The organism is Sphingomonas sp. NFR15 (assembly GCF_900103265.1).
In the GTDB taxonomy this organism is placed as follows: Bacteria; Pseudomonadota; Alphaproteobacteria; order Sphingomonadales; family Sphingomonadaceae; genus Sphingomonas; species Sphingomonas pollutisoli.
In genome coordinates this window covers 427968-452573 of sequence record NZ_FMWX01000002.1, presented here as the reverse complement: position 1 = coordinate 452573, position 24606 = coordinate 427968, and the positions used below count along the sequence as shown (strand labels likewise).

Sequence of the window (24606 nt, the reverse complement as noted above, 5' to 3'; positions counted from 1 at the left end):
ACGGGGAAATCGTAATCCGGCGAGGGACTTGGGAAAAGCGGAAACTTCAGTTCCCGCTCAGCGCCTCAGTCGAGGCCGAGCGCGACGTGGCTGCGCGAGCGGCTGTAGAGGAAATAGATCACCAGCCCGATCGCGCCCCAGCCCGGCAGCACCAGCTTGGCGGTCAGCGGCAGCGACAGATACAGCCCGATGCAGCCGATGATCGTCAACGGCGCGACCACCCACACGAGCGGGGTGCGGAACGGGCGGTTGCGGCCCGGATCGGTCTTGCGCAGCACCATCACCGACACCGCGACCATCAGGAAGGCGAACAGCGTGCCCGCGTTCGAATAATCCGCAAGCCGCCCGACCGGCAGGATCGCCGCCGCCACCGCCGCCGCGATGCCGGTCACGACCGTCACGACATGCGGCGTGCGGAACTTCGGGTGGATCGCGGCGAGCCTGGCCGGCAGCAGACCGTCCCGCGCCATCGTGAAGAACACGCGGGTCTGGCCGAACATCATCATCAGCACCACCGAAGGCAGCGCCAACACCGCCGCGAGCCCGACGAACCGCCCGACCATCGGCCAGTCGATCGTGTCGAGCACATGGACGAGCGCCTCCTTCGAACACACCAGCGGCTCGAGCGCGCCCGAGGCGACGATCGCGGCGCAGCGGCCGGCGATCTCGGGCGTGCCCGGCGACAGCACCACGCCCGACAGCGAGCGCACCGGCTGCGCGCCGATCGCGCCGATCGCGCCCGATGCGACCAGCAGGTAGAAGATCGTGCAGATGCCGAGCGACGCGATCAGCCCGATCGGCACGTTGCGCTGCGGGTTCTTGGTCTCCTCGGCGGCGGTCGAGACCGCGTCGAAGCCGACATAGGCGAAGAAGATCGACGCGGCGGCGCCCAGCACGCCGAGGCCCGACGAGCTGAACGGATTGCCGATCCCGGTCGGCAGGAAGGGATCGAAGTTCTTGGCGTTGAGCACCGGCAGCGTCAGCACGATGAACGCGGTCAGCGCGACGATCTTGATCGCGACCAGCACCGCGTTTGCGCGCGCGCTCTCGGTCGTGCCGATCACCAGCAGCCAGGTGACCGCGCCGATGATGATGACGGCGGGGACGTTGATCCACCCGCCGGTCTGCAGCGCCGTTGTCAGATCGGGGCTGGGGGCGGCGCCGAGCGCGAGGTACATGTTCGCCATCAGCGCATCGGCGTTGCTGATCGCGGCCGGCACATGCCACCCCAGACCGTTCAGCAATCCGACGAAATGGTTGGACCAGCCGACCGCGACCGCGCTCGCGCCGACCGCATATTCGAGGATCAGCGCCCAGCCGACCATCCACGCCAGCAATTCACCCGTGACCGCGTAGGTATAGGTATAGGCCGATCCCGAAACCGGCACCATCGAGGCCAGTTCCGAATAGCACAAGGCTGCCACGCCGCAGACGAGCCCCGCGACGATGAAGCTCAGCAACATCCCCGGACCCGCCTTTTGCGCGGCTTCCGAGGTGAGAACGAAGATGCCGGTGCCGATGACCGCGCCGACCCCCAGCATGGTCAATTGAAAGGCGCTGAGCGACCTGTGAAGACCTTTCTTTTCCGCCGTGGCGAGAATCGCGTCCAGTGATTTGACACGCCCAAAAATCATTCAAAAACCCCCGGAATGGCTGGCGATCGGCTCTGTTGGCCGGCTTTCGGAAAGTCGTCGAGCCTAGTGGTAAATTCCTGCCACGCAATCCCCTTTACCCGTCCCGGCCGGCCAGCATCGGCCCGAGCTTGCGCCCCGCGAAAAGATGGACGTGGAGGTGCGGCACCTCCTGATGCGAATCGGGCCCGGTGTTGGCGAGCAGCCGGTAGCCCGGCACGACCAGCCCGGCCGCGCGCGCCACCGCGCCGACCGCGCGCACGAACCCGGCGATCTCGGCATCGCTCGCCCGCGCGCTGAAATCGTCCCACGACACATAGCGCCCACGCGGGATCACCAGCAGATGCGTCGGCGCCTGCGGGTTGATGTCGTGGAAGGCGATCGCGAAATCATCCTCATAGACGCGCTTGGCGGGAATCTCGCCGCGCAGGATCCTGGCGAAGATGTTCTGGTCGTCATAGGGCAGGGTGGCGTCGATCGGCATGCTCGGCTCCTTTGCTATCGTGTCCGTTCGTCCCGAGCGCAGTCGAGGGACATGCCCGGATCTCAGGTGCCTCGACTGCGCTCGGCACGAACGGTTTACGCGGGTCGCCCCGCCTTCTCGTCGATCCCCGACACCCCCTCGCGCCGGCGCAGCTCGGCGCGCACGTCGTCGAGGCTCAGCCCGGCGTCGGCGAGCAGGACGAGCAGATGGAACACCAGATCGGCCGCCTCGCCGGTCAGCGCTTGCGGAGATTCGGACACGGCGGCGATCACCACCTCGGTCGCCTCCTCGCCGACCTTCTGCGCGATCTTGGCGCGGCCTTTGCCGAACAGCTTGGCGACGTAGGACGACGCCGGGTCGGCGCCCTTGCGCGACCGGATCGTCGCTTCGAGCGTGTCGAGGATGTCGCTCACGCGCGTCCGTCCCGATCGACCGGCGGCTTCTGCCGCGACTTGAGGAAGCGCTTGCGAAGCGCCCGGCGCACGAGGAACACGCCGATCGCCGCCATCACGAACAAGGCGATGTCGGACGCCGCCGGCGCGGTGCGTTCGACCGGAACGCCGGTATGGGCGGCGGCGGCGAGGGAGAGGAGGAAAGGCATGAGTTGATCTTACATCACTTTACAAGAACGACACACTCACCGTTCGTCCTGAGCGAAGTCGAAGGACGTGCCCGGGGCGACGGACGCCGTGTGGGACACGTGCTTCGACTTCGCTCAGCACGAACGGAGTTCAGCGAGCAGCTTCAACGGTTCACCGGCCGCCGCACCGGAATCCCCGCCGCCGCCAGCGCGGCATGCGCGTCGGCGATGCTCGCCTCGCCGAAGTGGAAGATCGACGCCGCCAGCACCGCGCTGGCATGCCCCTCGACCACGCCCGCGACCAGATCGGCCAAGCCGCCGACGCCGCCCGAGGCAACCACCGGCACGCCGACCCGATCGGCGATGGTCCGCGTCAGTTCGAGATCGAACCCGCTGCGCGTCCCGTCACGGTCCATCGAGGTGACGAGCAGCTCGCCCGCGCCCAGTTCCGCCAGCCGTACCGCATGCGCGACCGCGTCGATCCCGGTGCCCCGCCGGCCGCCGTGGGTGAACACCTCCCAGCCCGATCCGTTGCGCCGCGCGTCGATCGAGGCGACGATGCACTGGCTGCCGAACCGGTCGGCGATCTCGGCGACCACCTCGGGCCGCGACACCGCCGCGCTGTTCACCGCGACCTTGTCCGCCCCCGCCAGCAGCAGCGCGCGCGCATCCTCGGCGCTGCGCACCCCGCCGCCGACCGTCACCGGCATGAAGCACACTTCGGCGGTACGCCGCACCACCTCGAGGATCGTGCCGCGCGCCTCGTGGCTGGCGGTGATGTCGAGGAAGCACAGTTCGTCCGCGCCCGCCGCATCATAGGCGCGCGCCTGCTCGACCGGATCGCCGGCATCCTTCAGATCGACGAAATTGACGCCCTTGACGACCCGCCCGTTGGCGACGTCGAGACAGGGGATCACGCGCGCGCGAACGGTCATCTTTTTACCAGCGTGAGAACGAGGCCGACCACGCCGCCGATCGCCAGAATCGCGACGAGCGCGGTGTTGATCGCTCCGGCGCGCCAGAACCAGTCGGGGCTGGTCACGCGAGAGAACGTGGGCGTGTTAATGCCCCACAATAGGCTTGGCATCCGACCATCGCGGTAGCCGTGCAACGTTTTGACCGCGCCGGCGGCGGCGAGGCCAAAAAGCACAAGTGCGACGAGAATGCTCACGCTCCCCTCGCCACCGCCAGCGCCTCGGCCAGATCGAGCCGCCCGTCATACAGCGCCCGCCCGGTAATCACGCCCTCCACGCCATCTCGCGCATGCCGTGCCAGCACATGAATCTCGTCGATCCCGGCGACGCCGCCGCTCGCGATCACCGGAATCCGCACCGCCCGCGCCAGATCGACCGTCGCCTCGACGTTGCAGCCCTTGAGCAGCCCGTCGCGCCCGACATCGGTGAACAGCAACGCCGCGACGCCCGCATCCTCGAACCGCCGCGCCATGTCGGTCACGGTCACGGTCGAGACATCCGCCCAGCCCTTGGTCGCGACGAACCCATCGCGCGCATCGACCGCGACGACGATCGCGCCGGGAAAATCGCGCGCGGCATCCCGCACCAGATCGGGGTTCTCCAGCGCAGCGGTGCCGATCACCACGCGCGCCACGCCGAGATCGAACCAGCCTTCGATCGCGGCGCGCGTGCGAATCCCGCCGCCGAGTTGAACCCGGCCGGGAAAACGCGCGACGATCGCGCGCACCGCTTCGCCGTTGACCGAATCGCCGGCGAACGCGCCGTCGAGATCGACGACATGGAGATGCTCGGCGCCGGCATCGGCGAACAGCATCGCCTGCGCGGCGGGATCGTCGCCATAGACGGTCGCACGCGCCATATCGCCCTCGGCGAGACGCACCACCTGGCCGCCCTTGAGGTCGATCGCTGGGAAGACGATGAGGGTCATGGCAGGTCCGTCGTATGGGTCTCGGAGTAAATCGTCACCCCAGCGCAAGCTGGGGTCTCCGCGGGGCGGGCATTCGGCCAAAACCGGGAGATCCCAGCCTGCGCTGGGATGACGCCGGGGGCGGGGCGACTCACGCCACCCATTTCAGAAACCTCCGCAAGAACGCCAGCCCATAGGCTTGGCTCTTCTCCGGGTGGAACTGCACCCCGAGGATATTGTCGCGCCCGATCGCCGCGACCACCGGCCCGGCATGGTCGCTGGTCGCGACCACGTCCGCACCCTCGAACGCATAGCTGTGGAGGAAATACGCCTCGCCCGGCACGATCAGCGGATGCTCCGCGACCGGCACGACATCGTTCCAACCCATATGCGGCACCTTGGCGGCCGGATCGGCAGGGGAGAGCCGCCGCACGCTGCCCGAAACCCAGCCGAGGCCCGAATGCACGCCGAATTCCTCGCCGGTCTCGGCGAGCAACTGCATGCCCACGCAAATGCCGAGGAACGGCACACCGTCGCCGCGCACGCGCCGCTCCATCGCCTCGACCAGCCCCGGCACCGCGCGCAGCGCCGAGGCGCAGGCGGCAAACGCGCCGACGCCGGGCAGGACGATCCGGTCGGCGCGTGCGACGATATCGGCGTCGGCGGTGATCGCGATATCCTCAGCCCCCGCCGCCTTCAGCGCATTGGCGACCGAATGCAGATTGCCCGCGCCATAATCGATCAGCGCGAGTGTCATAGCGAAACCGCCGCCCCGGCGCAGGCCGGGGCCGCTGCGTAATGGGGCAATCCGTTCGCTAAGCCATTAAGCGGCCCCGGCCTGCGCCGGGGCGACGAACCCGCCATCAACTCCGTCACCCCAGCGCAAGCTGGGGTCTCCCCGTGGCGCACGCACCGCAAGCCCCATGCAGACCCCAGCTTTCGCTGGGGTGACGACGAGTGGCAGTGGGAGAGACTCACAGCACCCCCTTGGTGCTCGGGATCGCATCCGCCTTGCGCGGGTCGATCTCGGTCGCGGTGCGCAGCGCGCGCGCCAGCCCCTTGAACGCGCTTTCGATCAGATGATGGTTGTTGGTGCCGTACAGCCGCTCGACATGCAGCGTCAGCCCGGCGGCGCCCGCGAAGCTGTGGAACCAGTGGCCGAACAATTCGGTGTCCATCTCGCCCAGCCGCGGCATGGTGAAGTCGCATTTCCACACCAGATACGGCCGCCCCGAAATATCGAGCGCGACCCGCGTCAACGTCTCGTCCATCGGCGAGAGCGCGTCGCCGTAGCGGCGGATGCCCTTCTTGTCGCCGAGCGCCTTGGCGACCGCTTCACCGATCGCGATGCCGGTATCCTCGACGGTATGATGCTGGTCGATATGCAGATCGCCCACCGCCTTCACATGCAGGTCGATCAGCGAATGCCGCGAGAGCTGCTCGAGCATGTGATCGAAGAAGCCGATCCCGGTGGAAATCTCATAAAGCCCGGTGCCGTCGAGGTTGACGGTCACGTCGATCGAGGTCTCGTGGGTCGAGCGCGAGATGGTGGCGGTACGCATCGCGCCTCCATAGCGCGCGTGCGCCGTCATGCAATCTTGGCCGTGCCGCATGCGTGTTCGCGCGCGCTTGACCCTGCGCCAAACCCCGCTACCCAAGGGCGCATGAGCGACGGTATGCCCGACAGCCTGATTCCCTACGACGAGATCGTGCAGGAAGCCCTGCGCGCCGTGGTGGGGCGCGTGCTGGGTTCGGTGGCGTCGAACGGCGGCTTGCCGGGCGACCATCATTTCTACATCACCTTCAAGACGCAGGCACCCGGCGTAGACATTCCGCAGCGCCTGATCGAGCGCTTCCCCGACGAGATGACGATCGTCATGCAGAACCGCTTCTGGGATCTGCTGGTGGACGATTCGAAATTCTCGATCGGGCTGAGCTTCAATCAGGTGCCGTCGAAACTGGTCATCCCCTATTCGGCGATCACTGGCTTCCACGATCCGGCCGTGAATTTCGAACTGCGCTTCCAGGCGCAGGAAGGGCCGGATGAACCCGAGCCGCAGGATTCGGCCGAAAACGACGGCGCGAGCGTCGCCCCGGTCGAAGACGGCTCGAACGTCGTCAGCGTGGATTTCAAGCGGAAGAAGTAAGCCGGAGCAAGCCGAGCCGCGCAGCGGCGAGGCGCTCGCGCAAGCGACGCGAACCGCCGGCCGGCGCGGCGAAGCCGCGTCCGACGTCACGGGATTTACTCCCGTGACGGCCCGAAACTACCCGGCCGCCGCGACATCCCTCACTCGGCGCCCTTCGCCCAAAGCCCGCTCGGCCGCGGCTCCAGGTCATGCGCCTCCTCGATCGCCCATGCCTCGTCCGACAGCCGCTCGCCGCGCATGAAGTGCGCGTCCTGTTCCTCGCCCTTCGGCAGCGTGGCGGCGATCGCCTTCTGGCGCTCCTCCTCGTCATGAAGCGCGCTGGCTTTGGCGTGGGCGGCTTTCTGTTCGCTGGTCATATCGTTCTCCAATACCGCACCAACGCGCGACGCCCCGATTCGGCGCTTCCGGGTCTGTCTTACATCCCGCTTGATACGCTATGTTCGCATGGCCATCTCCCGTGCCCGCCCCGTCGCCACCAGCGCCCCAACCGACTGCCGAATAGACAACCTTAACCACTTTATCCCCCGAGGTTCGCATGACCGAAACCCGCACCGAAACCGATTCGCTCGGCGCGATCGCCGTCCCCGCCGCCGCCTATTGGGGCGCGCAGACGCAGCGCAGCATCGAGAATTTCCCGTTCGGCGCGGCGGAGCGGATGCCGATCGGCATTCTCCACGCGCTCGCGATCGTGAAGCGGGCGGCGGCGCGGGTGAACCGTAAGCACGGCCTCGCGCCCGAGATCGCCGACGCGATCGATACCGCCGCCGCCGAGGTGATCGCGGGGACGCACGACGACCAGTTCCCGCTCGTCATCTGGCAGACCGGCAGCGGCACGCAGAGCAACATGAACGTCAACGAGGTGATCGCCGGCCGCGCCAACGAGATCCTGACGGGCACGCGCGGCGGCAAGACGCCGGTCCACCCCAATGACCACGTCAACATGAGCCAGTCGTCGAACGACAGCTTCCCGACCGCGCTCCACATCGCCGCCGCGCTCGCCGCGACGCGCGCGCTGGTGCCCGCGCTCGAACAGCTCGAAGCATCGCTGCTCACGAAGGTCGAAGCCTGGGGCGATATCGTCAAGATCGGCCGCACGCACCTTCAGGATGCGACCCCAGTCACGCTCGGCCAGGAATTCTCGGGCTATTACGCGCAACTCCGGCTCGCGCGGACGCGGATGGTGCCGCTGATCGAGCATGGCCTGTGCAAGCTCGCGCAGGGCGGGACGGCGGTCGGCACCGGGCTCAACACACCGCCGGGCTTCGCCGAGGATATCGCCGCCGAGATCGCCACGCTCACCGGCCTGCCGTTCGAGACCGCGCCCAACAAGTTCGAGGCGCTGGCGACGCACGACACGCTGGTCGATTTCTCAGGCCGGCTCAATACGCTCGCGGTCGCGCTCACCAAGATCGCCAACGATATCCGCCTGCTCGGCTCGGGGCCGCGCTCCGGCCTGGGCGAGATCGACTTGCCCGCCAACGAACCGGGCAGCTCGATCATGCCCGGCAAGGTCAACCCGACCCAGTGCGAGATGCTGACGATGGTCGCCGCGCAGGTGATCGGCAACCATCAGGCGGTGACGGTCGGCGGGCTTCAGGGGCACCTCGAGCTCAACGTGTTCAAGCCGCTGATCGGCGCGGCGGTGCTGCGCTCGGTCGATCTGCTCAGCGTCGGCATGGCGAGCTTCGCCGAGCGCTGCGTCGACGGGATCGAACCGAATCGCGGCCGGATCGCCGAACTGGTCGATCGCTCGCTGATGCTGGTGACGGCGCTCGCGCCCGAGATCGGTTATGACAATGTCGCCAAGATCGCCAAACACGCGCACGCCGAAGGGCTGACGCTCAAGGAAGCCGGACTTGATCTCGGACTGGTCGATGCCGCCACGTTCGACCGGTTGGTGCGCCCGGAAACGATGGTGTGATTTCGCGTGCGGAACATCCGCACGGCTCGCGCTTTGAGTGTTCGAACGAGGAGACGCATATGAACTTCACCACCCTGATTGGCGCGGCGGTCGGCGCGGCGATCGACGGTTCGGACGGCGAAGACAGCACCGTCGATGGTGCGATCGAAGGCGCCATCGTGGCGACCGTGGTGCGCGCGGCGATCCCGATCGCTCTGACCTTCGCGACCGGCTGGCTGGTGCTGCGCGGCATCGGCAAGCTCAAGGAAGCGGCGTTCGGCGCCTCCGAACCGCAAGCGTGACCCTCTTGCCGGGTTGACGGGGCAGGGGCGGGCACGCCAGTAGCGCGCGATGAGCGCATACAACCCCGCCGACCCGCACGGCTTCAAACGCCGTGGCGTGCTGTTCGTCCTGTCCTCGCCATCGGGCGCGGGCAAATCGACGATCGCACGCAAGCTGCTCGCCGACGAGACCGATCTGCATATGTCGGTCTCGTACACCACGCGCCCGATGCGCCCCGGCGAAGTCGATGGCGTCGATTACCATTTCGTCGATGTCGAACGTTTCCGCGAGATGGTGTCGAACCACGAGTTCCTCGAATGGGCGCACGTCTTCGGTCATCGCTACGGCACGCCCAAGTCGCAGGTCTGGCATGAGCTGGAGAAGGGGCGCGACATCCTGTTCGATATCGATTGGCAGGGCGCGCAGCAGCTCCACCAACTCGCCGGCGGCGACATCGTCCGCATCTTCATCCTGCCGCCCTCGATGGAGATCCTGCGCGAACGGCTCGAACGCCGCGCGACCGATTCGATGGACGTGATCGACGCGCGCATGGCCCGCGCCGCCAACGAGGTGAGCCATTGGGACGGCTATGATTATGTGCTCGTCAACGACGACGTCGAGGAATGCTTCGCCTGCGTGAAGACGATCCTCGCGGCCGAGCGCCTCAAGCGCTCGCGCCAGACGGGCATCATCGGGTTCATCCGCAAGCTGTTGCGGTGAAAATCATGCGCCGTTCGTGCTGAGCGAAGTCGAAGCACGTTCCCCAAAGTACGGCGCGCGGTGCGGCCGTTGGACGATGGTCAGGACGAACGGGCCGGGGACAGAAGGGCCAGCAGCCGGACGCCGGCATCGAAATCGCGCCGCCGGGTCGCGCGGGCGTCTTCCGCGAGCGGATCACGGCCCCAGCGATCGGCCTGAAACGTCTCATCGACGATCGCGGCGGTCCACACGGCCTCGGCATCGGCGGCGCCTTCGATCAGCGCGAGCGCCGCGACCAGCGAGCCGCTGATCGTCACGATCGGCGACAGCGCCGCCAGTTCAAACGGGCCCCGCGCGGCGACCGCCTCGCCGAGCCGCGCCAGCGTCGCCGGGGGTTGTGCGCGGTGCATGATGCCGGCGACGATCTCGAAATGCACGTCGTAGCGGTGACGCGCCCAGTCGAGCAGCGGGTCCCAAGCCGCGGCTTGCCGCGCGGCGAGTTCCTCGGGTTCGTCGGCGCGATAGCAGAGCAGGTCGCTCTCGCCGTACGCGGCAAGCCCCGCCGCGAACAGCGCCGGATCCGGCGCGATCCGGTCGATCGCGGCATTGGCGAGACCGGTCAGCGGCATCGCGCCGGGATTGACCGTTTCGCCGCACGCGCGCCATTCCTCGGCGACCGCTTCGGCAAGCGCCTCCGTCGCTAACAGCAGCGGCGTGCGTCCGGGCGTGCGCAGCGGTTTGCCGTCGAGACGCACGCCCCGCTCGGCATCTACACGCACCTCTTTCCAGAACCGCTTCATTCGGGGGGCGTCCGCCAGCGCCGCGCGAGCGCGCGCGGCACCACCGCCATCATGAAGAGCGCCGACAGCACGAGCGCCGTGCCGATGATCTTGGGGACTGCCGCATCGGCACGTGCGATCAGGACCAGGCCGAACACGGCGCCGGCAGTCGCCGCGAGCCGCGCGCTCACAAGGATGAGCCAGTGTTTCGCGTCGTCCCTCATGCCGTCATCAGCCCACCCAGCGCCGGTACTTCGCGCGCGACCGCGTGGGCGCCCGCCGCGTGCAGCTCATGCGGCGGATGATAGCCCCAGCCGACGCCGAGCGCGCGCGTCCCGGCGGCGCGCGCCATCAGCATGTCGTAGCTCGTGTCGCCGATCATCACCGTCGTTTCCGGGGCCGCGCCGGCCTCGGCGATCGCCTGTTCGATCATCGACGGGTGCGGTTTGGACGGGTGGCGATCTGCGGTCTGGAGCGTGATGAAACGCGTGGTCAGCCCGTGCGCCGCCAGAATGTGCGCGAGGCCCCGATCGGACTTGCCGGTCGCGACGCCGAACAGCCAGCCGTCCGCCTCAAGCTCGTCGAGCGCCTCGGCGATCCCATCGAACAACGGCTCGTCGGCAAGCGCGCCGGTGCTGCGCATTTCGAAGAAGCGCGCTTTATAGTCGGCGGCGAGTACATGGTGACGCGCCGGCTCTGCGTCGGGCAAAAGCGCCTGCATCGCTTCGACCAGACTGAGGCCGACAATGCGCCGGATCATGTCGCGAGGCGGCACGTCGAGCCGGTGCAGCGCGAACGTGTCTTCCACCGCGCGGCAGATGTTCGCTTGGCTATCCACAAGCGTGCCGTCGCAATCGAACAGCGCAAGGCGGTTCATGGGTTCGGCGCCCGCTGTGGGGCGCCGTGCCGGCAGCGAAGGACGTGTTCGGCGTGCATCAAGCGGGCCGCGCAGGAAACTGCATCAGCGTGTTCATACTCAGCACGGTTTCGCCATGCTGGTTGGTTACCGTGGTACGCAACGTCACCGTACCGACCGGCTTGCTGCTCGACCGCTGCACGGCGACGATCTCGCGCCGCGCGGTCAGTATGTCGCCCGGCCGCACCGGCCTGAGCCAGCGCAACTCGTCAATTCCGATGCCGAGCAGCGGCGTGTCGCCGAAGGGATTGTTGGCGATGAAGTCGCGCATCACCAGCGCAGCGACGTGCCAGCCGCTCGCGATCAGGCCGCCAAACCGCCCCACCGCCGCCGCTTCCGTGTCGATATGCATCGGCTGCGCGTCATATTCGCGGGCGAACCGCACCACGTCCGCTTCCTCGATCTCGAAAGGCGTACCATGCCACGCATCGCCGGGCGTGAGATCATCGAGATAGAGGCCGCTCACTTCGCCGGTCCGCCGCGCCGGCGACGCTCGCCTTTGCGCTCCTGGCGCACCGTCTTGGCGTGCTGTTTCGCCTGCTGCTTCTTCACCGCCTTGCTCGGCGGTGGCGGCGTATCGAGCGGCATGTTGTCACCCAACATTTCCTCGAAGCCGAAATGCTTGAGGCTTTCGGCGAAGTGGCGCGGCAGTTCCGCCTTCACGTCGATCACGCCGCCATCGGGATGGTCGATCCGCAGATTGCGCGAATGGAGGTGCATCTTGCGGCTGACACCGCCGGTCAGGAACGCCGCCTGACCGCCATATTTGCCGTCACCGACGATCGGGTGGCCGATCGCCGCCATGTGAACTCGCAATTGATGCGTACGCCCCGTGTACGGGATCAGTTCGACCCACGCGCAGGTCGTGCCGGCCAACTCGATCACGCGGTAGCGCGATCGGGCGGGGCTGCCCTCCGCCTCGTCGACGTGCATTTTCTCGCCACCCGAGCCCGGTTGCTTGGCGATCGGCAGGTCGATCGTGCCATCCTCGATCGAGGGCACTCCGACGACCAGCGCCCAATAGACCTTCTTGGCCGTGCGCGAGGAGAACGCCTTGGAGAAGAAGGCGGCAGCGCGCGCCGTCCGCGCGATCAGAAGCGCGCCGCTGGTGTCCTTGTCGAGCCGGTGGACGAGCTTGGGGCGTCCTTCATAATCGTCCTGGTAGGCGTCGAGCAGCCCGTCGACATGCTCGGTCGTCTTGGTGCCGCCTTGGGTGGCGAGGCCCGGCGGCTTGTTGATGACGATCGCCTGCGCATCGCGGTAGATGACCAGTTCACGCGCGAAGGCGATCTCGTCCTCGCTCAGCGGCGGGCGCTCGCGCTTCTGTGGTGCGTCGGCGCGGATCGGTTCCGCCGGCGGTACGCGGATCGTCTGGCCGGTGGTGATGCGGTCGCCTGGCGTCGCGCGCGCACCATCGACACGAAGCTGCCCGGTGCGCGCCCATTTTGCGACGGTCGTGAAACTCGTATCGGGCAGATGCCGCTTGAACCAGCGGTCGAGCCGAATCCCGTCGTCGTCGGCCTCGACGCGGAAGCTGCGAACGTCGGCCTCGCCCTTGCGGACCTCGCTCATGCGAGCGCTCGCACGAGATAGAACCCGGCGAACAGCGCCAGCATCGAGCCGATCACCGATACCGAGGCGTAGCCGAGCGCCGTTGCCAGATCGCCGCGCTGGATCATCGTGACCGTGTCGAGCGAGAAGGTGGAAAAGGTGGTGAAGCCGCCGAGCACACCGGTCGCGAGGAACAGGCGCAGATTGTCGACCGGCACCGTCAGCCGGGTCAACGTCGCGACGACGATGCCCATGGCGAAGCCGCCGATCACATTGGCGGCCAGCGTGCCATATGGAAACCCCGGCCCGAACAGTGCCGTCATCCAACGGCCAATCTGCCACCGACCTACGCTGCCGATCGCGCCGCCCGTAAAGACGAGAAAAAATTGTGTCATGCCGCCCGTTAGCGCGGTTTGGGCGGAAAGAGAACCGGTGTGGTGGATGCGGTGCCTGGCCTAGCTGCCGTTGTTCGCAACCAGATCGACCTCGGTCCCGCCATCGCGTCGCGCCGTGAGGAACAGCGCGAAGGCGGCACCATCGCGGCCGCGCGTGCCGCCCAACACATGCTGGCCGCCATCGACTTCATGCTCGGCGGCAAACCCCGCCCCCGAGGCGCGGGTATAATACCAGTCGATCACCCGCTGAAGCGGCGCTGCGGTGGCGAAGCTGACGGCGCGGAGCGCGCATCCATTATCCGAGGCGCCCGCCGCCTCGCTGACGCGGGCGTCCGGGTACAGCGGCAGGTCGGGCGGCAGCCGTGTCGCCCAGCGCGCCGAATAGCGCATCCCACCTGCGCAGCTCGCGGTGCGCTTGTCCTTCTGGCGCGATGCCAGCGCGCCGAGCGTCAGCGACTGGCGCGCCGCTTCGCATTGCGGGCACGATCCGTCGGCCTTGGGTGCCGGCGCGGATTTGAGCGTCTCGCTGGTGTCAGCGCCTCTGCCGCTGGCGCCGTTCGCGGCGGCCGCGACGGTGTCGGCGGGGATCGCACCCGAATAAGGTTGGCTTGGCGGGCGCACGGCATTGTCGTTCGCCTGTTGCGCGAGCGCGGGATCGACCATGATCTGATCGTGCAGCGCCGCCATCATCGCCGGATCGCGACCATTGCCGCTGCCGGAGTCGGCGAGCTGATTGTCGAGCGAATCGAGCTCGCTCCGCTGAGCGGTGCGTGCGCCGCAGCCTACGGTCGCCAGCGCAAGCGCGATGATGGCGATCAACCGGTTACACCGCATTCCACACTCCCGACATCGTCCGCGGAGGACACTGCGCGCGCATGACGTATTTTCGGTTAAGACTGAACGCGCAATCGCGGTTAACGCGTCAAATCCCCCGTAACCAAGACTCACGCGCTTGCGTTGCGGCGCGGGTGAAGCCATCGTGCCGATCATGCTCAACCTGCTCTCGATCTTCGTCGGCGTGCTCGTCTTTTTCGGTGCGATCATCGGGTTCATCCCGTTTTTCGGCTGGTTCAACTGGCTGTTGATCCCGCTGGCGCTGTTCGGGCTGGTGCTCGGAATGCTTTCGTCGCACCGCTCGGGACGCAATCTCAATATCGTGCTTATCGTGTTCTGCGCGCTGCGTCTCATGATCGGCGGCGGGCTGTTCTGAAACGAAAGGCCCGGCGATCGCTCGCCGGGCCTTCCGCTTGGCCGGTGGTGCGGCGCGCTTAGCGGCAGACCACCTGACCGCGATCGATCGAGGTGCCGAGCGCCGCGCCGCCGGCGACGCCGAGCAATGTACCAAGCGTGCTCGACCGGCCGTTCGACAGCGCGTTGCCGAGCAGTCCACCGGCGATGCCGCCCACGATCAGGCCGGTCGTACCGTCCGAGCGGCGGCAGTAATAGCGGCCGTTGCTGCCACGGTAGATGCGGTCATACCGGCCGAGCCGGCGCGGCTGATAGTAGCTGCCGTCGCGGTAATAGCGATCGGCGTAATAGAAGCGCTGGCCCGGCTCGGGACGGTTATAGTCGTAGCCGCGAAACCGGCGCCAGTCGCGGTTGTCGCCACGCCAGCCGGCCCGATCCCCGCGACCGGGGCCGCGATCGCGATCACCATGCCAGTCGCCGCGACCGCGATCATCATGGCCGCGACGGTCGTCCTGGCGCTGGTGACCATGATCCCATTGGCGGTCCTGCGCCGTGGCCGGGATCGCCGGAACCAGCGTCAGCGCCGCGACGGCGGCGATAATCAGCTTGCGCATGTCGGTATCCTTTCGTTCCATGAACCCACAACCACGGCGCCGGACGGAGGTTGCGTGAACGGCAGACAACGTTCCGTTCACGCAACCTTTGTCCGAGGCGTTCAGCCGTTGAGCGTATGCGTCAGCGCGATCTCGGCATTGAGCACCTTGGAGACCGGGCAGTTCGCCTTGGCGTCCGCCGCGATGCTCTCGAACTGGCCCGGCTCGATTCCGTCGATCGTCGCGGTGAGCGCGAGGTCCGAGCGGGTGATCTTGAATCCGCCATCGGCCTGCACCACCGTCACCTTCGCGGTCGTCTCCAGCGTGCCCGCGCTATAGCCCGCTTGCGCCAGCGCGAAGCTGAGCGCCATCGTGAAACAGCTCGCGTGTGCGGCGGCGATCAGCTCTTCCGGGTTGGTTCCGGGTTCTTCGCCGAACCGGGTGGTGAAGCTGTAGGGCGAATCGGACAGTACCCCCGACTGGGTCGAGACATGGCCTTTGCCGTCCTTGCCAAAGCCTTCGTAGCGTGCGGAACCGGAACGGGTCGTCATGATGCGTCTCCTTGGATGATGCCTGCCCCGTGCCGATGATGTCGCACCTGTGTTACCGCTTCACGGCACGGACACGGATTGGTGCGGAGCCGGAACGTTCCTGGGGCACGGGGGTTTCATGGCCCGCGAACAAAATCGCGATCAGCCGCGGGCGAGCACCGCGCGCGCCGCGTCGCAATCGGCGGCGATCGCGGCGGTGAGCGCTTCGAGGGTATCGTACTTGGCCTCGGCGCGGATGAATTCGATCAGTTCGACCGCGATCCTCTGCCCATAGAGATCGCCGGAGAAGTCGAAGAAATAGGGTTCGAGCAGTTCCTTGGGCGGATCGAAACTTGGTCGCACGCCAAGGTTCGCCGCACCATTGAGCACGCGGCCATCGGGCAGCCGTCCGCGCACGGCGTAAATCCCGTAGCTCGGTCGCAAGTATTTGCCCATGTCGAGATTGGCGGTGGGAAAGCCGATCGTGCGGCCCAGCTTGGCGCCGTGCATCACTTCGCCCTCGATCGTGAACGGCCGGGTGAGCAAACGCGCCGCGCCGCGCGGATCGGCACTGGTCAGCGCCGCGCGGATGCGGCTCGACGAGACCGGTTCGCCATCGAGCGTCACCGGCGCAACCGCCTCCACCGAGAAGCCGTGATGGCGCCCAAGGTCGGCCAGCACTTCGATATTGCCGCTACGGGCCTTGCCGAAAGTGAAATCTTCGCCCGTCACCGCGCCGCCAAGCCCGATCGTCGCGATCAGTCGCTGTTCGACGAACCCTTGCGCGCCCAGCGCGGCAAGTGCCGCGTCGAAGCGGAAGACGATCATCGCATCGGCGCCAGCCTCGGCGAACAGCCGCTGGCGCTGATCGAGAGTGGTGAGGCGGAACGGCGCGGCGTCCGGCTTGAAATACCGCACCGGATGCGGATCGAACGTCGCGACCAAAGCGGGCCGCCCCTCGGCGCGGGCGCGCGCGATCGCTCGGCCGACCACGGCCTGGTGCCCCAGATGGAACCCGTCGAAATTCCCAAGCGCCACGATGCCGCCGCGCAGAGCCGCCGGCAGCACCGAGCTGCCGTCAAGCCGCTCCATGCCGGCGGGCTATAAGGGGGCGGGGCGAGGCGCGCCAGTGGGGTCGCGCAGGCATCGCGTCAGCGGCGCCGCGCAAGGGTGAAGAAGCTGTAGGCGGGGCGGTCACCTTCGGCCTCATAATATTCGGCTGGCGCATCCTGCCACAGCGCCTGATCGAGCCGAAAACGAGTATCGCCGTCGTACACGCGCCAGATCGTCGTGACCTCGGCGCGATCGGCCCGTTCCTCGAACAATCGTAAGATTTCCGCGCCGCCGATCACCGAAGCGTCATCGCCGGCCATTGCCAGCGCCTGTTCGATCGTGTGGGCGACTTCGGCGCCCGGCGCGGACCACCCGGCATCGCGCGTCAGCACGATATGTCGGCGCCCCGGCAGCGGCGCGGGGAAGCTCTCGAAGGTCTTCCGTCCCATGATCATAGGCTTGCCCAATGTCAGCGCCTTGAAGCGCTTGAGGTCGGCGGGCAGATGCCACGGGAGTTGGCCATCGCAGCCTATCACGCCGTTCTGCGCGGAGGCGAAAACCAGCGTTATCACACCGCCACCGGAGCCTTGATATGCGGCTGCGCGACATAATCGCGCAGCACGAAATCCTCGAACTCGTAACCGTCGATCGAGGGTGGTCGGCGTTGAATTTCGAGGCGCGGCAGCGGCCCTGGCGTGCGCGTCAGTTGCTCGCGGGCCTGGTCGAGATGATTGGAGTATAAGTGGCAGTCGCCCCCCGTCCAGATGAACTCGCCCACCGCCAGCCCGCACTGCTGCGCGAGCAGGTGGGTCAGCAGCGCATAGCTCGCGATGTTGAACGGTACTCCCAGGAAGATATCGGCGGAGCGCTGATAGAGTTGCAGCGAAAGCCGCCCGTTCGCGACATAGGTCTGAAACAGGCAATGACACGGCGCGAGCGCCATCGCGTGCAGGTCTCCGGGGTTCCAGGCGGTGACGATCTGGCGGCGGGAACCGGGGTTCGTCTTGATCTGCTCGATCAGTTCGACGATCTGGTCGATATGGCGGCCGTCGGTTGTCGCCCAGTCCCGCCATTGCTTGCCATAGACCGGCCCGAGGTCACCGTTCGCGTCGGCCCATTCGTCCCAGATGCTGACGTTGCGCTCGCGTAGCCACTGGACGTTGGTGTCGCCACGCAGGAACCACAGCAATTCGACGATGATCGAGCGCAGATGCAGCTTCTTGGTGGTGAGCACGGGAAAACCCTGCGCGAGATCGAAGCGCATCTGATGCCCGAACACCGATAGTGTGCCGGTGCCGGTGCGGTCCATCTGCTCGGCGCCCGTATCGAGGACTCGCCTCATCAAATCGAGATATTGCTGCATCGGCGCGGTCTAGCGCGCGGCGCCGCGCGCGTCACCGCCGATGTGGATTGGCTCTAAAATGGACGGGTGTTCTTCCACGCGCCGCTGAACACGGCATCATCAAAGACGTGGAGCCTCCATCGACCCCCAATGTGCCGCCGGGCGCGCCGTTCCGCAGGCTCGACGCCGAGCATGTCGCGATCGCGCTGTTCGCCCCGATCCGCGATCTCCCTGTCGAGGTGGCGATGTCCGCCTATGTCGATCCCGAATGGCGGTTGCTCGGGATACGCACTCGGCCATCGAACGAGACGGACATGGTCGAGTTGCCGATTCGCATGATCGTGGGGGATGCGCTGGCCTTCGATGCGGCAGGCGTGGTGATGGCGCACAATCACCCGAGCGGCGATCCGACACCCAGCGAAGGCGATCGCGTGTTCACACGCCGGCTAGCGCGGGCGCTGGACGGCGTGGGCGTGCGGCTGATCGACCATCTGGTACTCGCAGCGGGCGAGACGGCGAGCTTCCGGCGGATCGGCCTGCTGTGATCGCCTCCGGCTCCGGCTCCAAGGGCGAGCATCCTATCGATTTACGCAAGCCTTGATTGTTTTGGGGTCGGGGCGGGGGCCCACCGCTTTGAACATCGCGAGATACCCGCCGGCTGACGGCATGTTCTCCCGCGCGACCTGCACGTAGCCCACCGCCGCGAATTCGCATTTCAACAGCGCGGGCGGGGTGCCGTGGCTCTGGGTCGGACGATCCGCGTCGAGCACCACCACGAGGCCATCAGGCTTGAGTGACGGGCGCATGCGCCAGAGGAATTCGTATGGCTGTCCGATCTCGTGATACATATGGATCATCAGCACGCGATCGAAGCTGCGCGCCGGCAGTTTGGGATCGGCGGGCGTACCCAGGCGTACGCTGACGTTGTCGAGACGGTCACGCGCGACGCGTTCCGCCAGCGCATCGTGGATGCTCGCGACGATATCCTCGGCCAGTACGCGGCCTTCCTTGCCGACGCGCGCGGCGAGGCGGATCGTGTAATAGCCCTCGCCCGCGCCGAGGTCGGCCACGGTCATGCCGGGCTTGATGCCCGATTTCGTCATCACCTGCTGCGCTTCGGCGCGGCTGTCACGGTCCCGCTCGGTCGACCAGCGCGGAGACACGATCCGGGCGACCGGGCGGTCCGCGGCGGGGAAGGGGCCCTCCGTCTGCTGCTTCGTCGCCGGGCCGCAGGCGGCGAGTGCGAGCAACGCCAAACCTGCGCCCGCGATACGGCCCTTCGGCACCATCAATCGACGTCTTCCACCTCGACCGTCTCGCCGGTGACGCGCTGCGAAAGCGCCGCAGCCATGAACGAGTCGAGATCGCCGTCGAGCACGTCGGAGGGGCTGGTCGAGGTCACGCCGGTGCGCAAGTCCTTCACCAACTGATAGGGCTGCAACACGTAGGAACGGATCTGGTGACCCCAGCCGATATCGGTCTTGCTGGCGTTCTCCGCGTTGGCCGCCGCCTCGCGGATTTGCAACTCGCGCTCGTAGAGCTTGGCGCGAAGCTGGTTGTACGCCTCGGCCTTGTTCTTGTGCTGCGAGCGCTGGTTCTGGCACTGCACAACGATTCCAGTCGGAATGTGCGTGATGCGCACCGCCGAATCGGTCGTGTTGATGTGCTGCCCACCCGCGCCGGAGGCGCGGTAGGTGTCGATGCGAAGGTCGCTCTCGTTGTAATTGACTTCGATATTGTCGTCGATCACCGGATAGACCCACACGCTCGCGAACGAGGTGTGGCGCCGCGCGGCGCTGTCATACGGGCTGATGCGGACGAGGCGATGCACGCCGCTCTCGGTCTTGGCATAGCCATAAGCGTTCTCGCCCTTGAGCAGCAACGTGGCCGACTTGATGCCGGCCTGTTCGCCCGAATGCTGATCGACCAGCTCCACTTTGAGGCCGTGGCGTTCGGCCCAGCGCGTGTACATGCGTTGGAGCATGCCCGCCCAATCCTGGCTCTCGGTGCCGCCCGCGCCCGCGTTGACCTCGACATAAGTGTCGTTGCCGTCCGCCTCACCGGCGAGCAGCGCCTTCACCTTGTCCTCGGCTGCGCGCTTGGAAAGGGCGGCGAGCGCGGCGACGCCCTCGTTTTCCATCTCGGTATCGCCCTCGGCTTCGGCCATCTCGATCAGTTCGGCGGTGTCGCTGAGTTCGGTCTCGATCGCGCGCGTGGCGGTGATCGCCTCGTCGAGCCGGCGGCGTTCGCGCATTACGTCCTGCGCGGCCTTGGCGTCGTTCCACAAGGTCGGATCCTCGACACGCGCGTTGAGTTCGTCGAGCCGGCGCAAAGCGCGGTCCCAGTCGAGGAAGCGGCGGAGCAGCGCGAGCGAGTCCTTGATCGAATCGATATGTGCCTGCGCTTCGGCGCGCATGGTGGGTACTCCAGAAACGAACGTCGGCCCGGCGGAGGCCGGGGCCGTTATGTAGTATGGCGCGCGTGTCGAACCAAACGCAGTGGCCCCGGCCTTCGCCGGGGCGACGGATCATCCGCTAGTAGATTCCGCCCTGCTTTTGCAAGAAGTCGCTGTCCTTGCGCTCGTCCGCCTGCGCGGCCTGGGCTGCTTGCGCACGGGCGGCCGCCGCTGCGGCTGCGGCTGCAGCGGCTTCTTCGGGCGTCTGGCGGTGGAAGACGCGCCGCGGCTCGCTCTCGGGCTTGAACGCTTCCCAGATCACCGACGCCTTGGGGTCGGCAGTCGGCCAGGTGCCATAGACGGGCTTGCCCGACGCGCGATCGATCCGGACCATGCGGATACCCGGCGGCGCGCGGAACGGCAGCTTGGGCAGTCCTTCATACGCCTTGAGCGCGAATTCCTTGAAGATCGGCGCGGCGAGCGTGCCGCCTTGCGCATATCCGCCCAAGCCATGCGGCGTGTCATAGCCGATGTAGAGACCGCCGATCATCTGCGGCGTGCCGCCGATGAACCAAACGTCGGTCGGCCCCGAATTGGTGCCGGTCTTTCCGAACATCGGCCGGTCGAGATCGCGCAGCACGACGGCGGTGCCGCGCTGGATCACGCCCTCGGTAATGTGGATCATCTGATAGGCCGTCATCGCGTTGACGACCTGCTTGCCGCGGTTCACCGGACGCGGCATCGCCTTGCCGTTCCAATCGGGCGCGTTGCAGCTCTCGCAGGCGTGCCAATTCTCGGGCCAGATCACCTTGCCGTGCCGATCCTGTACGTAGTCGATCAGCGTGCCCTGATGCGCTTGGCCGTGATTTTCCAGAATCGTGTAGGCGTTGACCATGCGCGCGACCGTCGTCTCGCCCGCGCCGAGCGCGAACGAAAGATAGGGCGGATATTTGCCGACCCCGATCCGGTCCATCAGGCCGACGACCTTGGGCATGCCGGTCTGCGCGGCGGCGCGCACCGTCATCAGGTTCCGCGACTGTTCGATGCCCCAGCGCATCGTATGCGGGCCAGAGCCCGCGCTGCCGCCGAAGTTCCTGAAGCATTTCTGGCCAAGACGCGCCCCCTGGAAGACGCAGAACGGCCCATCGATGATGATCGAAGCCGGCGTCATGCCGTTCTCCAGCGCGGCGGAATAGACGATCGGCTTGATCGTCGATCCCGGTTGGCGCAGCGCCTGCGTCGCGCGGTTGAACGCCTGGAGGCGGAAATCGAACCCGCCCTGCATCGCCAACACACGCCCGGTCGAGGGTTCCTCGACGACGAACGCACCCGAGATCTTGGGCACGGCGCGCAGCGCGAACTGGCCGCCCTCGGGCGCGACCGCGAGGATGTCGCCCCGCTTGATCGCGGCGAAGGCGGTGCCGCCTTGTCCGCGCACCGGCATTTGCGCCGCCCAGCGCGGCATCGTACCGGTTTCGCCGTTGGAGAAGCCTAGCGTCGCCGAACTGCCATCCACTGCCGTGACGATCGCGGCACGCCAGTCCTGATAATCGAGACCGATGTTGGTGTTGAGCAGCGCAGGTAGCCAATTGTCGTCGGTGATTTCGGCATGGCCGAGCGGCCCGGCCCAGCCGCGCCCGCGGTCGTAGCGGAGCAAGCCGTTACGCAGCGCGGTTTGCGCGTAATCCTGGATGCGCTGGTCGAGCGAGGTGCGCACCCAAAGCCCGCCCGCATAGACACTATAGGGCCCGGCGTTGCCATCCTCGCCGAACTTGTCGATCAATTGCCGGCGCACTTCCTCGACGAAATAGCCCGTGCCGGCGATCTCGGTCTTCGGCGTCTGGCGCGGCACGGTGCCTAGCGGCTCGGCATCCGCCTGCGCATATTGGCTCTGGCTGATGAAGCCGTTCTTGAGCATCTCGGCGAGCACATAATGCCGCCGGGCGAGTGCGCGTTCGGCATGACGGTCGGGATCGTAGTTGGACGGGCCTTTCGGCAGTATCGCCAGATAGGCGCATTGCGCGAGGTCAAGCTCGTTCAGATCCTTGCCGAAATAGGCGTAGCTCGCTGCGGCGACGCCGAAAGCGTTCCGGCCCAGCGCGATCTGATTGAGGTAGAGTTCGAGGATCTGCGGCTTGGTTAGCGAATCCTCGATGCGGTAGGCGAGGATCGCCTCCTTGAGCTTGCGGCTATAGCTGTGCTCATTGCCGATCAGCAGGTTTTTGGCGACCTGCTGCGTGATCGTCGATGCGCCGCGGGCGCGCTTGTTGCGGACGAGATTGTCCCACAGGGCCGAGGCGATGCCGGCATAATCGACGCCGTGATGCTCGAAGAAGGTCTTGTCCTCTGCGGCGAGGAAGGCGCGCACCAGCAGCGGCGGATATTCGTTATAACTCAGCTCGACGCGGCGCTCGCGCGCGTAGGAGTGGATCGGCAGGCCGTCGATCGCGCGCACGTTGGTCGGCAGCGGCGGCTCATAGACGCGGAGCTTGTCGACCGAGGGCAGATCGCGGGCGAAGAACGCGAAGAAGGCGGCGTAGGCGATCGCCGCCAGCACACCGAGGACGAGCAGCAGCTTCACCCACCACCTGCCCCAAATGCGGCTCGCAAGCCCCCGCAGTCCGTCCGCCTCGCGACGCAGGCGGAAGTTCACGCTGGAATCATCGTCGGCCATATCCGGGGCAGGCTCTAGCAAGTTTCACGCGCGTTGCCAGCCTTGGCGGTGAAATGTGCGTGTTAGCGGGTGGAAGCCAGCCGCCGTGCAAAATGCACATCCACCGCGCGCCGCACGCTCTCCGCGATCGCGTGGCGGCCCGCGTCGGAATCGATGAAGTCGGCGTCGCGCGGGTTCGAGATATAGCCGGTCTCGAACAGGATCGAGGGCATGTCGGGCGCCTTCAACACCATCAGCGAGGCCATACGGTGGAAGTTCGGCTTCATCGGCACCAGCGGCTGCGCTTCGCGGCCGAGCAGGCGTGCGAAACTCGCCGATGAGTTCATCGTCTCGCGTTGCGTCAGGTCGATCAGGATCGAGGAGATGTCCGCCGAGGTCGAGGCAAGGTTCACGCCGGCGATGATATCGGCCTTGTTCTCGCGCGCGGCCAGCCGGGCGGACTCCTTGTCGGACGCGACCTCGGACAGCGTGTACACCGACGCGCCGCTTGCGTCGCCCGAGCCGACGCTGTCGCAGTGGATCGAGATGAACAGGCTGGCGTGGAGCTTCCGCGCGATTCCGAACCGCTCCTGCAGGACGATGAAGCGGTCGTCTTCGCGCGTGAGCGCGACACGCACCCGGCCCGATTCGACCAGTTCGTCGCGGATCGCCTTGGCGATGCGCAGCGTCACGTCCTTCTCGCGACGGCCGTCGCTCGGCGCGATCGCGCCAGGGTCTTGGCCCCCGTGGCCGGCGTCGATCACCACCAGCGGGCGGCTTTCGTCATCGCCGTAGATGCGTGGCAGGCGGAGCTTGCGGCTCGATGTCGGGATCGGCACGGCGACCTGGTACTTCCGGGCCGCCGGCCGCGCCGCGCCGAAGGGCATCGGCGACAGGAACCGAACACGTCCCTCGTTGGCGGCGCGCGCGAAGGCCGCGTCATCGACGGTACGCAGTGCGATCGTCAGGTCGCGGCCGTCATCGCCCAAACTACCCTCGCGGATTACGGCGGGACGGGCGAGATCGAGCAAGATACGAAGGCCGCTCGCGCCGTGGCGGCTTTGGCGCACCGCCGTCACAACGCCGTTTCCGTTAACCGGGCGGCCCGGCACCGCGCCAGCGACATCGACGGCGATCCGTCGCGGCCGCGCGAGCAGGTAGGCCGAAGCATCCGCCACGCCGCGATCGAAGTGTAGGACGATCCTGTCGCGGTGCACATCGACCCGCTGCACCGTCGCGGCCCAGCCCGGGGCGCCGGCTAACCAGCAGGCCAGCAAGGCGAGGATGACCAACACGCGAGCGTAATGCCGCGTCTGTACGCGGCCGGTCCAGCGAAAAGGCATCGTGGGAAAATCCCCGTGGTTACGCGATTACTGCGACCGTCCTGCCATCGACGCGTCACCCCACAATGAAACGGTAAGGTTAACGCTGCGTTTACCAGGGCCTTGCTGCGATACCGCGGCCGAAATGTGCTGGTTGCTGCGCGCGTTTTGGGATGCTACGCATGCACAAGCACCGGAAAGCGCCTGTCTTGGCGCTGTTCGGTCGATCCGGTCGCCCGCATGGTTTGCGGCGGCCTTTCAGGTTGACGTTCGCATGATGCATTT

Annotated in this window: 32 protein-coding genes; 6 read left to right on the top strand and 26 right to left on the bottom strand. The window is 66.9% G+C overall.

From position 1 onward, the window contains the following. Window positions 1–65 precede the first annotated feature (65 nt). From BLS81_RS07655 to hisB, 9 genes are all read right to left on the bottom strand, one after another. The gene (locus BLS81_RS07655) at window positions 66–1634 is read right to left on the bottom strand and encodes an amino acid permease (RefSeq protein ID WP_093222766.1); all 1569 of its coding nucleotides are present in this window, start codon (window positions 1632–1634) and stop codon (window positions 66–68) included. 94 nt (window positions 1635–1728) lie between these two features. After that, entirely contained in the window at window positions 1729–2115 is a 387-nt protein-coding gene (locus BLS81_RS07650) for an HIT domain-containing protein (RefSeq protein WP_093222764.1), read from the bottom strand. Window positions 2116–2210: 95 nt separating this feature from the next. Then, complete coding sequence (locus BLS81_RS07645) at window positions 2211–2528, bottom strand: phosphoribosyl-ATP diphosphatase (protein WP_093222763.1); 318 nt, start codon at window positions 2526–2528, stop codon at window positions 2211–2213. After that, window positions 2525–2716 carry a hypothetical protein gene (locus BLS81_RS07640; RefSeq protein WP_093222761.1) on the bottom strand — a complete coding sequence of 64 codons (192 nt, stop codon included), beginning with the start codon at window positions 2714–2716 and terminating at the stop codon, window positions 2525–2527. Before BLS81_RS07640 ends, BLS81_RS07645 begins: the two co-directional genes overlap by 4 nt. A 143-nt stretch (window positions 2717–2859) precedes the next feature. Next, window positions 2860–3630: an imidazole glycerol phosphate synthase subunit HisF gene (gene hisF, locus BLS81_RS07635; RefSeq protein ID WP_093222759.1), complete on the bottom strand. Its 771-nt coding sequence runs from the start codon at window positions 3628–3630 to the stop codon at window positions 2860–2862. Then, window positions 3627–3866: a hypothetical protein gene (locus BLS81_RS07630; RefSeq protein ID WP_093222758.1), complete on the bottom strand. Its 240-nt coding sequence runs from the start codon at window positions 3864–3866 to the stop codon at window positions 3627–3629. Before BLS81_RS07630 ends, hisF begins: the two co-directional genes overlap by 4 nt. Next, window positions 3863–4597: a 1-(5-phosphoribosyl)-5-[(5-phosphoribosylamino)methylideneamino]imidazole-4-carboxamide isomerase gene (hisA, locus tag BLS81_RS07625; RefSeq protein WP_093222756.1), complete on the bottom strand. Its 735-nt coding sequence runs from the start codon at window positions 4595–4597 to the stop codon at window positions 3863–3865. Before hisA ends, BLS81_RS07630 begins: the two co-directional genes overlap by 4 nt. A gap of 130 nt (window positions 4598–4727) precedes the next feature. Then, the gene (hisH, locus tag BLS81_RS07620; protein WP_093222755.1) at window positions 4728–5333 is read right to left on the bottom strand and encodes an imidazole glycerol phosphate synthase subunit HisH; all 606 of its coding nucleotides are present in this window, start codon (window positions 5331–5333) and stop codon (window positions 4728–4730) included. Window positions 5334–5550: 217 nt separating this feature from the next. Continuing rightward, window positions 5551–6138, bottom strand: a complete 588-nt coding sequence (gene hisB, locus BLS81_RS07615; RefSeq protein ID WP_093222985.1) for an imidazoleglycerol-phosphate dehydratase HisB — start codon at window positions 6136–6138, stop codon at window positions 5551–5553. A gap of 102 nt (window positions 6139–6240) precedes the next feature. Here hisB and BLS81_RS07610 point away from each other — a divergent pair, with 102 nt between their 5' ends. Further along, a complete protein-coding gene (locus BLS81_RS07610) occupies window positions 6241–6723 on the top strand; it encodes an SspB family protein (protein WP_093222753.1) in 483 nt (160 codons plus the stop codon). A 140-nt stretch (window positions 6724–6863) separates the two neighbouring features. Here the strand turns inward: BLS81_RS07610 and BLS81_RS07605 are convergent, their stop codons facing one another. Next, complete coding sequence (locus BLS81_RS07605; RefSeq protein ID WP_143023317.1) at window positions 6864–7079, bottom strand: hypothetical protein; 216 nt, start codon at window positions 7077–7079, stop codon at window positions 6864–6866. A gap of 179 nt (window positions 7080–7258) precedes the next feature. Between BLS81_RS07605 and fumC the strand changes: the two genes are divergently transcribed. Genes fumC through gmk form a run of 3 tightly spaced genes read left to right on the top strand, consistent with a single transcriptional unit; the run spans window position 7259 to window position 9625 of the window. Next, a complete protein-coding gene (fumC, locus tag BLS81_RS07600; protein ID WP_093222750.1) occupies window positions 7259–8644 on the top strand; it encodes a class II fumarate hydratase in 1386 nt (461 codons plus the stop codon). A 59-nt stretch (window positions 8645–8703) separates the two neighbouring features. Beyond that, window positions 8704–8925 (top strand): hypothetical protein, encoded by a 222-nt coding sequence (locus BLS81_RS07595; RefSeq protein WP_093222984.1) that lies wholly within the window; start codon window positions 8704–8706, stop codon window positions 8923–8925. A 49-nt stretch (window positions 8926–8974) separates the two neighbouring features. Next, entirely contained in the window at window positions 8975–9625 is a 651-nt protein-coding gene (gene gmk / locus BLS81_RS07590; protein WP_093222749.1) for a guanylate kinase, read from the top strand. 80 nt (window positions 9626–9705) lie between these two features. On the opposite strand, the gene BLS81_RS07585 is transcribed toward gmk, so the two are convergent. From BLS81_RS07585 to BLS81_RS07555, 7 genes are read right to left on the bottom strand one after another with little or no spacing between them, the layout of a single operon-like run. After that, window positions 9706–10404: an ATP12 family chaperone protein gene (locus tag BLS81_RS07585; RefSeq protein ID WP_093222747.1), complete on the bottom strand. Its 699-nt coding sequence runs from the start codon at window positions 10402–10404 to the stop codon at window positions 9706–9708. Beyond that, window positions 10401–10607 (bottom strand): hypothetical protein, encoded by a 207-nt coding sequence (locus tag BLS81_RS07580; protein WP_093222746.1) that lies wholly within the window; start codon window positions 10605–10607, stop codon window positions 10401–10403. The genes BLS81_RS07585 and BLS81_RS07580 overlap by 4 nt, the downstream gene beginning before the upstream one ends. Beyond that, the gene (locus BLS81_RS07575) at window positions 10604–11260 is read right to left on the bottom strand and encodes an HAD-IA family hydrolase (RefSeq protein ID WP_093222744.1); all 657 of its coding nucleotides are present in this window, start codon (window positions 11258–11260) and stop codon (window positions 10604–10606) included. Before BLS81_RS07575 ends, BLS81_RS07580 begins: the two co-directional genes overlap by 4 nt. A 58-nt stretch (window positions 11261–11318) precedes the next feature. Further along, a complete protein-coding gene (locus tag BLS81_RS07570) occupies window positions 11319–11765 on the bottom strand; it encodes a MaoC family dehydratase (RefSeq protein ID WP_093222743.1) in 447 nt (148 codons plus the stop codon). After that, the gene (locus tag BLS81_RS07565; RefSeq protein WP_093222741.1) at window positions 11762–12871 is read right to left on the bottom strand and encodes an RluA family pseudouridine synthase; all 1110 of its coding nucleotides are present in this window, start codon (window positions 12869–12871) and stop codon (window positions 11762–11764) included. The genes BLS81_RS07570 and BLS81_RS07565 overlap by 4 nt, the downstream gene beginning before the upstream one ends. Further along, window positions 12868–13245: a fluoride efflux transporter CrcB gene (crcB, locus tag BLS81_RS07560; RefSeq protein WP_093222740.1), complete on the bottom strand. Its 378-nt coding sequence runs from the start codon at window positions 13243–13245 to the stop codon at window positions 12868–12870. Before crcB ends, BLS81_RS07565 begins: the two co-directional genes overlap by 4 nt. Before the next feature lie 60 nt (window positions 13246–13305). After that, window positions 13306–14079: a hypothetical protein gene (locus BLS81_RS07555; RefSeq protein ID WP_093222738.1), complete on the bottom strand. Its 774-nt coding sequence runs from the start codon at window positions 14077–14079 to the stop codon at window positions 13306–13308. A gap of 145 nt (window positions 14080–14224) precedes the next feature. Between BLS81_RS07555 and BLS81_RS07550 the strand changes: the two genes are divergently transcribed. After that, the gene (locus BLS81_RS07550) at window positions 14225–14455 is read left to right on the top strand and encodes a hypothetical protein (RefSeq protein WP_371128252.1); all 231 of its coding nucleotides are present in this window, start codon (window positions 14225–14227) and stop codon (window positions 14453–14455) included. Between the two features lie 58 nt (window positions 14456–14513). Here the strand turns inward: BLS81_RS07550 and BLS81_RS07545 are convergent, their stop codons facing one another. The 5 genes from BLS81_RS07545 to BLS81_RS07525 form a co-directional block, all read right to left on the bottom strand. After that, complete coding sequence (locus tag BLS81_RS07545; RefSeq protein WP_176787067.1) at window positions 14514–15047, bottom strand: glycine zipper 2TM domain-containing protein; 534 nt, start codon at window positions 15045–15047, stop codon at window positions 14514–14516. A 101-nt stretch (window positions 15048–15148) separates the two neighbouring features. Beyond that, complete coding sequence (locus BLS81_RS07540; RefSeq protein ID WP_093222737.1) at window positions 15149–15577, bottom strand: OsmC family protein; 429 nt, start codon at window positions 15575–15577, stop codon at window positions 15149–15151. Window positions 15578–15718: 141 nt separating this feature from the next. After that, window positions 15719–16648, bottom strand: a complete 930-nt coding sequence (locus BLS81_RS07535; RefSeq protein ID WP_093222735.1) for a bifunctional riboflavin kinase/FAD synthetase — start codon at window positions 16646–16648, stop codon at window positions 15719–15721. A gap of 59 nt (window positions 16649–16707) precedes the next feature. Then, window positions 16708–17181, bottom strand: a complete 474-nt coding sequence (locus BLS81_RS07530) for a dihydrofolate reductase (RefSeq protein ID WP_093222734.1) — start codon at window positions 17179–17181, stop codon at window positions 16708–16710. Next, the gene (locus BLS81_RS07525; RefSeq protein WP_093222732.1) at window positions 17178–17972 is read right to left on the bottom strand and encodes a thymidylate synthase; all 795 of its coding nucleotides are present in this window, start codon (window positions 17970–17972) and stop codon (window positions 17178–17180) included. Before BLS81_RS07525 ends, BLS81_RS07530 begins: the two co-directional genes overlap by 4 nt. 107 nt (window positions 17973–18079) lie before the next feature. On the opposite strand from BLS81_RS07525, the gene BLS81_RS07520 reads away from it, so the two are divergent. Continuing rightward, window positions 18080–18496, top strand: a complete 417-nt coding sequence (locus tag BLS81_RS07520) for a JAB domain-containing protein (protein WP_256326120.1) — start codon at window positions 18080–18082, stop codon at window positions 18494–18496. A 33-nt stretch (window positions 18497–18529) separates the two neighbouring features. Here BLS81_RS07520 and BLS81_RS07515 read toward each other — a convergent pair whose 3' ends face one another. The 4 genes from BLS81_RS07515 to BLS81_RS07500 form a co-directional block, all read right to left on the bottom strand. Beyond that, a complete protein-coding gene (locus BLS81_RS07515) occupies window positions 18530–19240 on the bottom strand; it encodes a class I SAM-dependent methyltransferase (RefSeq protein ID WP_093222731.1) in 711 nt (236 codons plus the stop codon). After that, entirely contained in the window at window positions 19240–20367 is a 1128-nt protein-coding gene (gene prfB, locus BLS81_RS07510) for a peptide chain release factor 2 (protein WP_093222729.1), read from the bottom strand. The genes BLS81_RS07515 and prfB overlap by 1 nt, the downstream gene beginning before the upstream one ends. 118 nt (window positions 20368–20485) lie before the next feature. Continuing rightward, complete coding sequence (locus BLS81_RS07505) at window positions 20486–23020, bottom strand: penicillin-binding protein 1A (protein ID WP_093222728.1); 2535 nt, start codon at window positions 23018–23020, stop codon at window positions 20486–20488. A gap of 62 nt (window positions 23021–23082) precedes the next feature. Beyond that, the gene (locus BLS81_RS07500) at window positions 23083–24342 is read right to left on the bottom strand and encodes an N-acetylmuramoyl-L-alanine amidase (protein ID WP_093222726.1); all 1260 of its coding nucleotides are present in this window, start codon (window positions 24340–24342) and stop codon (window positions 23083–23085) included. Window positions 24343–24606: the final 264 nt, after the last annotated feature.

Excerpts from the sequence above, each read along its gene's own strand:
- BLS81_RS07500 (WP_093222726.1), bottom strand. The coding sequence starts at position 24,342 with ATGCCTTTTCGCTGGACCGGCCGCGTACAGACGCGGCATTACGCTCGC.
- BLS81_RS07535 (WP_093222735.1), bottom strand. The coding sequence starts at position 16,648 with ATGGAGCGGCTTGACGGCAGCTCGGTGCTGCCGGCGGCTCTGCGCGGC.
- fumC (WP_093222750.1), top strand. The coding sequence starts at position 7,259 with ATGACCGAAACCCGCACCGAAACCGATTCGCTCGGCGCGATCGCCGTC.
- prfB (WP_093222729.1), bottom strand. The coding sequence starts at position 20,367 with ATGCGCGCCGAAGCGCAGGCACATATCGATTCGATCAAGGACTCGCTC.
- hisF (WP_093222759.1), bottom strand. The coding sequence starts at position 3,630 with ATGACCGTTCGCGCGCGCGTGATCCCCTGTCTCGACGTCGCCAACGGG.
- BLS81_RS07655 (WP_093222766.1), bottom strand. The coding sequence starts at position 1,634 with ATGATTTTTGGGCGTGTCAAATCACTGGACGCGATTCTCGCCACGGCG.
- BLS81_RS07540 (WP_093222737.1), bottom strand. The coding sequence starts at position 15,577 with ATGACGACCCGTTCCGGTTCCGCACGCTACGAAGGCTTTGGCAAGGAC.
- BLS81_RS07565 (WP_093222741.1), bottom strand. The coding sequence starts at position 12,871 with ATGAGCGAGGTCCGCAAGGGCGAGGCCGACGTTCGCAGCTTCCGCGTC.
- BLS81_RS07515 (WP_093222731.1), bottom strand. The coding sequence starts at position 19,240 with ATGGTGCCGAAGGGCCGTATCGCGGGCGCAGGTTTGGCGTTGCTCGCA.
- hisB (WP_093222985.1), bottom strand. The coding sequence starts at position 6,138 with ATGCGTACCGCCACCATCTCGCGCTCGACCCACGAGACCTCGATCGAC.
- BLS81_RS07575 (WP_093222744.1), bottom strand. The coding sequence starts at position 11,260 with ATGAACCGCCTTGCGCTGTTCGATTGCGACGGCACGCTTGTGGATAGC.
- hisH (WP_093222755.1), bottom strand. The coding sequence starts at position 5,333 with ATGACACTCGCGCTGATCGATTATGGCGCGGGCAATCTGCATTCGGTC.
- BLS81_RS07650 (WP_093222764.1), bottom strand. The coding sequence starts at position 2,115 with ATGCCGATCGACGCCACCCTGCCCTATGACGACCAGAACATCTTCGCC.
- BLS81_RS07545 (WP_176787067.1), bottom strand. The coding sequence starts at position 15,047 with ATGCGCAAGCTGATTATCGCCGCCGTCGCGGCGCTGACGCTGGTTCCG.
- crcB (WP_093222740.1), bottom strand. The coding sequence starts at position 13,245 with ATGACACAATTTTTTCTCGTCTTTACGGGCGGCGCGATCGGCAGCGTA.
- hisA (WP_093222756.1), bottom strand. The coding sequence starts at position 4,597 with ATGACCCTCATCGTCTTCCCAGCGATCGACCTCAAGGGCGGCCAGGTG.
- BLS81_RS07555 (WP_093222738.1), bottom strand. The coding sequence starts at position 14,079 with ATGCGGTGTAACCGGTTGATCGCCATCATCGCGCTTGCGCTGGCGACC.
- BLS81_RS07595 (WP_093222984.1), top strand. The coding sequence starts at position 8,704 with ATGAACTTCACCACCCTGATTGGCGCGGCGGTCGGCGCGGCGATCGAC.
- BLS81_RS07605 (WP_143023317.1), bottom strand. The coding sequence starts at position 7,079 with ATGACCAGCGAACAGAAAGCCGCCCACGCCAAAGCCAGCGCGCTTCAT.
- BLS81_RS07640 (WP_093222761.1), bottom strand. The coding sequence starts at position 2,716 with ATGCCTTTCCTCCTCTCCCTCGCCGCCGCCGCCCATACCGGCGTTCCG.
- BLS81_RS07505 (WP_093222728.1), bottom strand. The coding sequence starts at position 23,020 with ATGGCCGACGATGATTCCAGCGTGAACTTCCGCCTGCGTCGCGAGGCG.
- gmk (WP_093222749.1), top strand. The coding sequence starts at position 8,975 with ATGAGCGCATACAACCCCGCCGACCCGCACGGCTTCAAACGCCGTGGC.
- BLS81_RS07580 (WP_093222746.1), bottom strand. The coding sequence starts at position 10,607 with ATGAGGGACGACGCGAAACACTGGCTCATCCTTGTGAGCGCGCGGCTC.
- BLS81_RS07610 (WP_093222753.1), top strand. The coding sequence starts at position 6,241 with ATGAGCGACGGTATGCCCGACAGCCTGATTCCCTACGACGAGATCGTG.
- BLS81_RS07525 (WP_093222732.1), bottom strand. The coding sequence starts at position 17,972 with ATGCAGCAATATCTCGATTTGATGAGGCGAGTCCTCGATACGGGCGCC.
- BLS81_RS07585 (WP_093222747.1), bottom strand. The coding sequence starts at position 10,404 with ATGAAGCGGTTCTGGAAAGAGGTGCGTGTAGATGCCGAGCGGGGCGTG.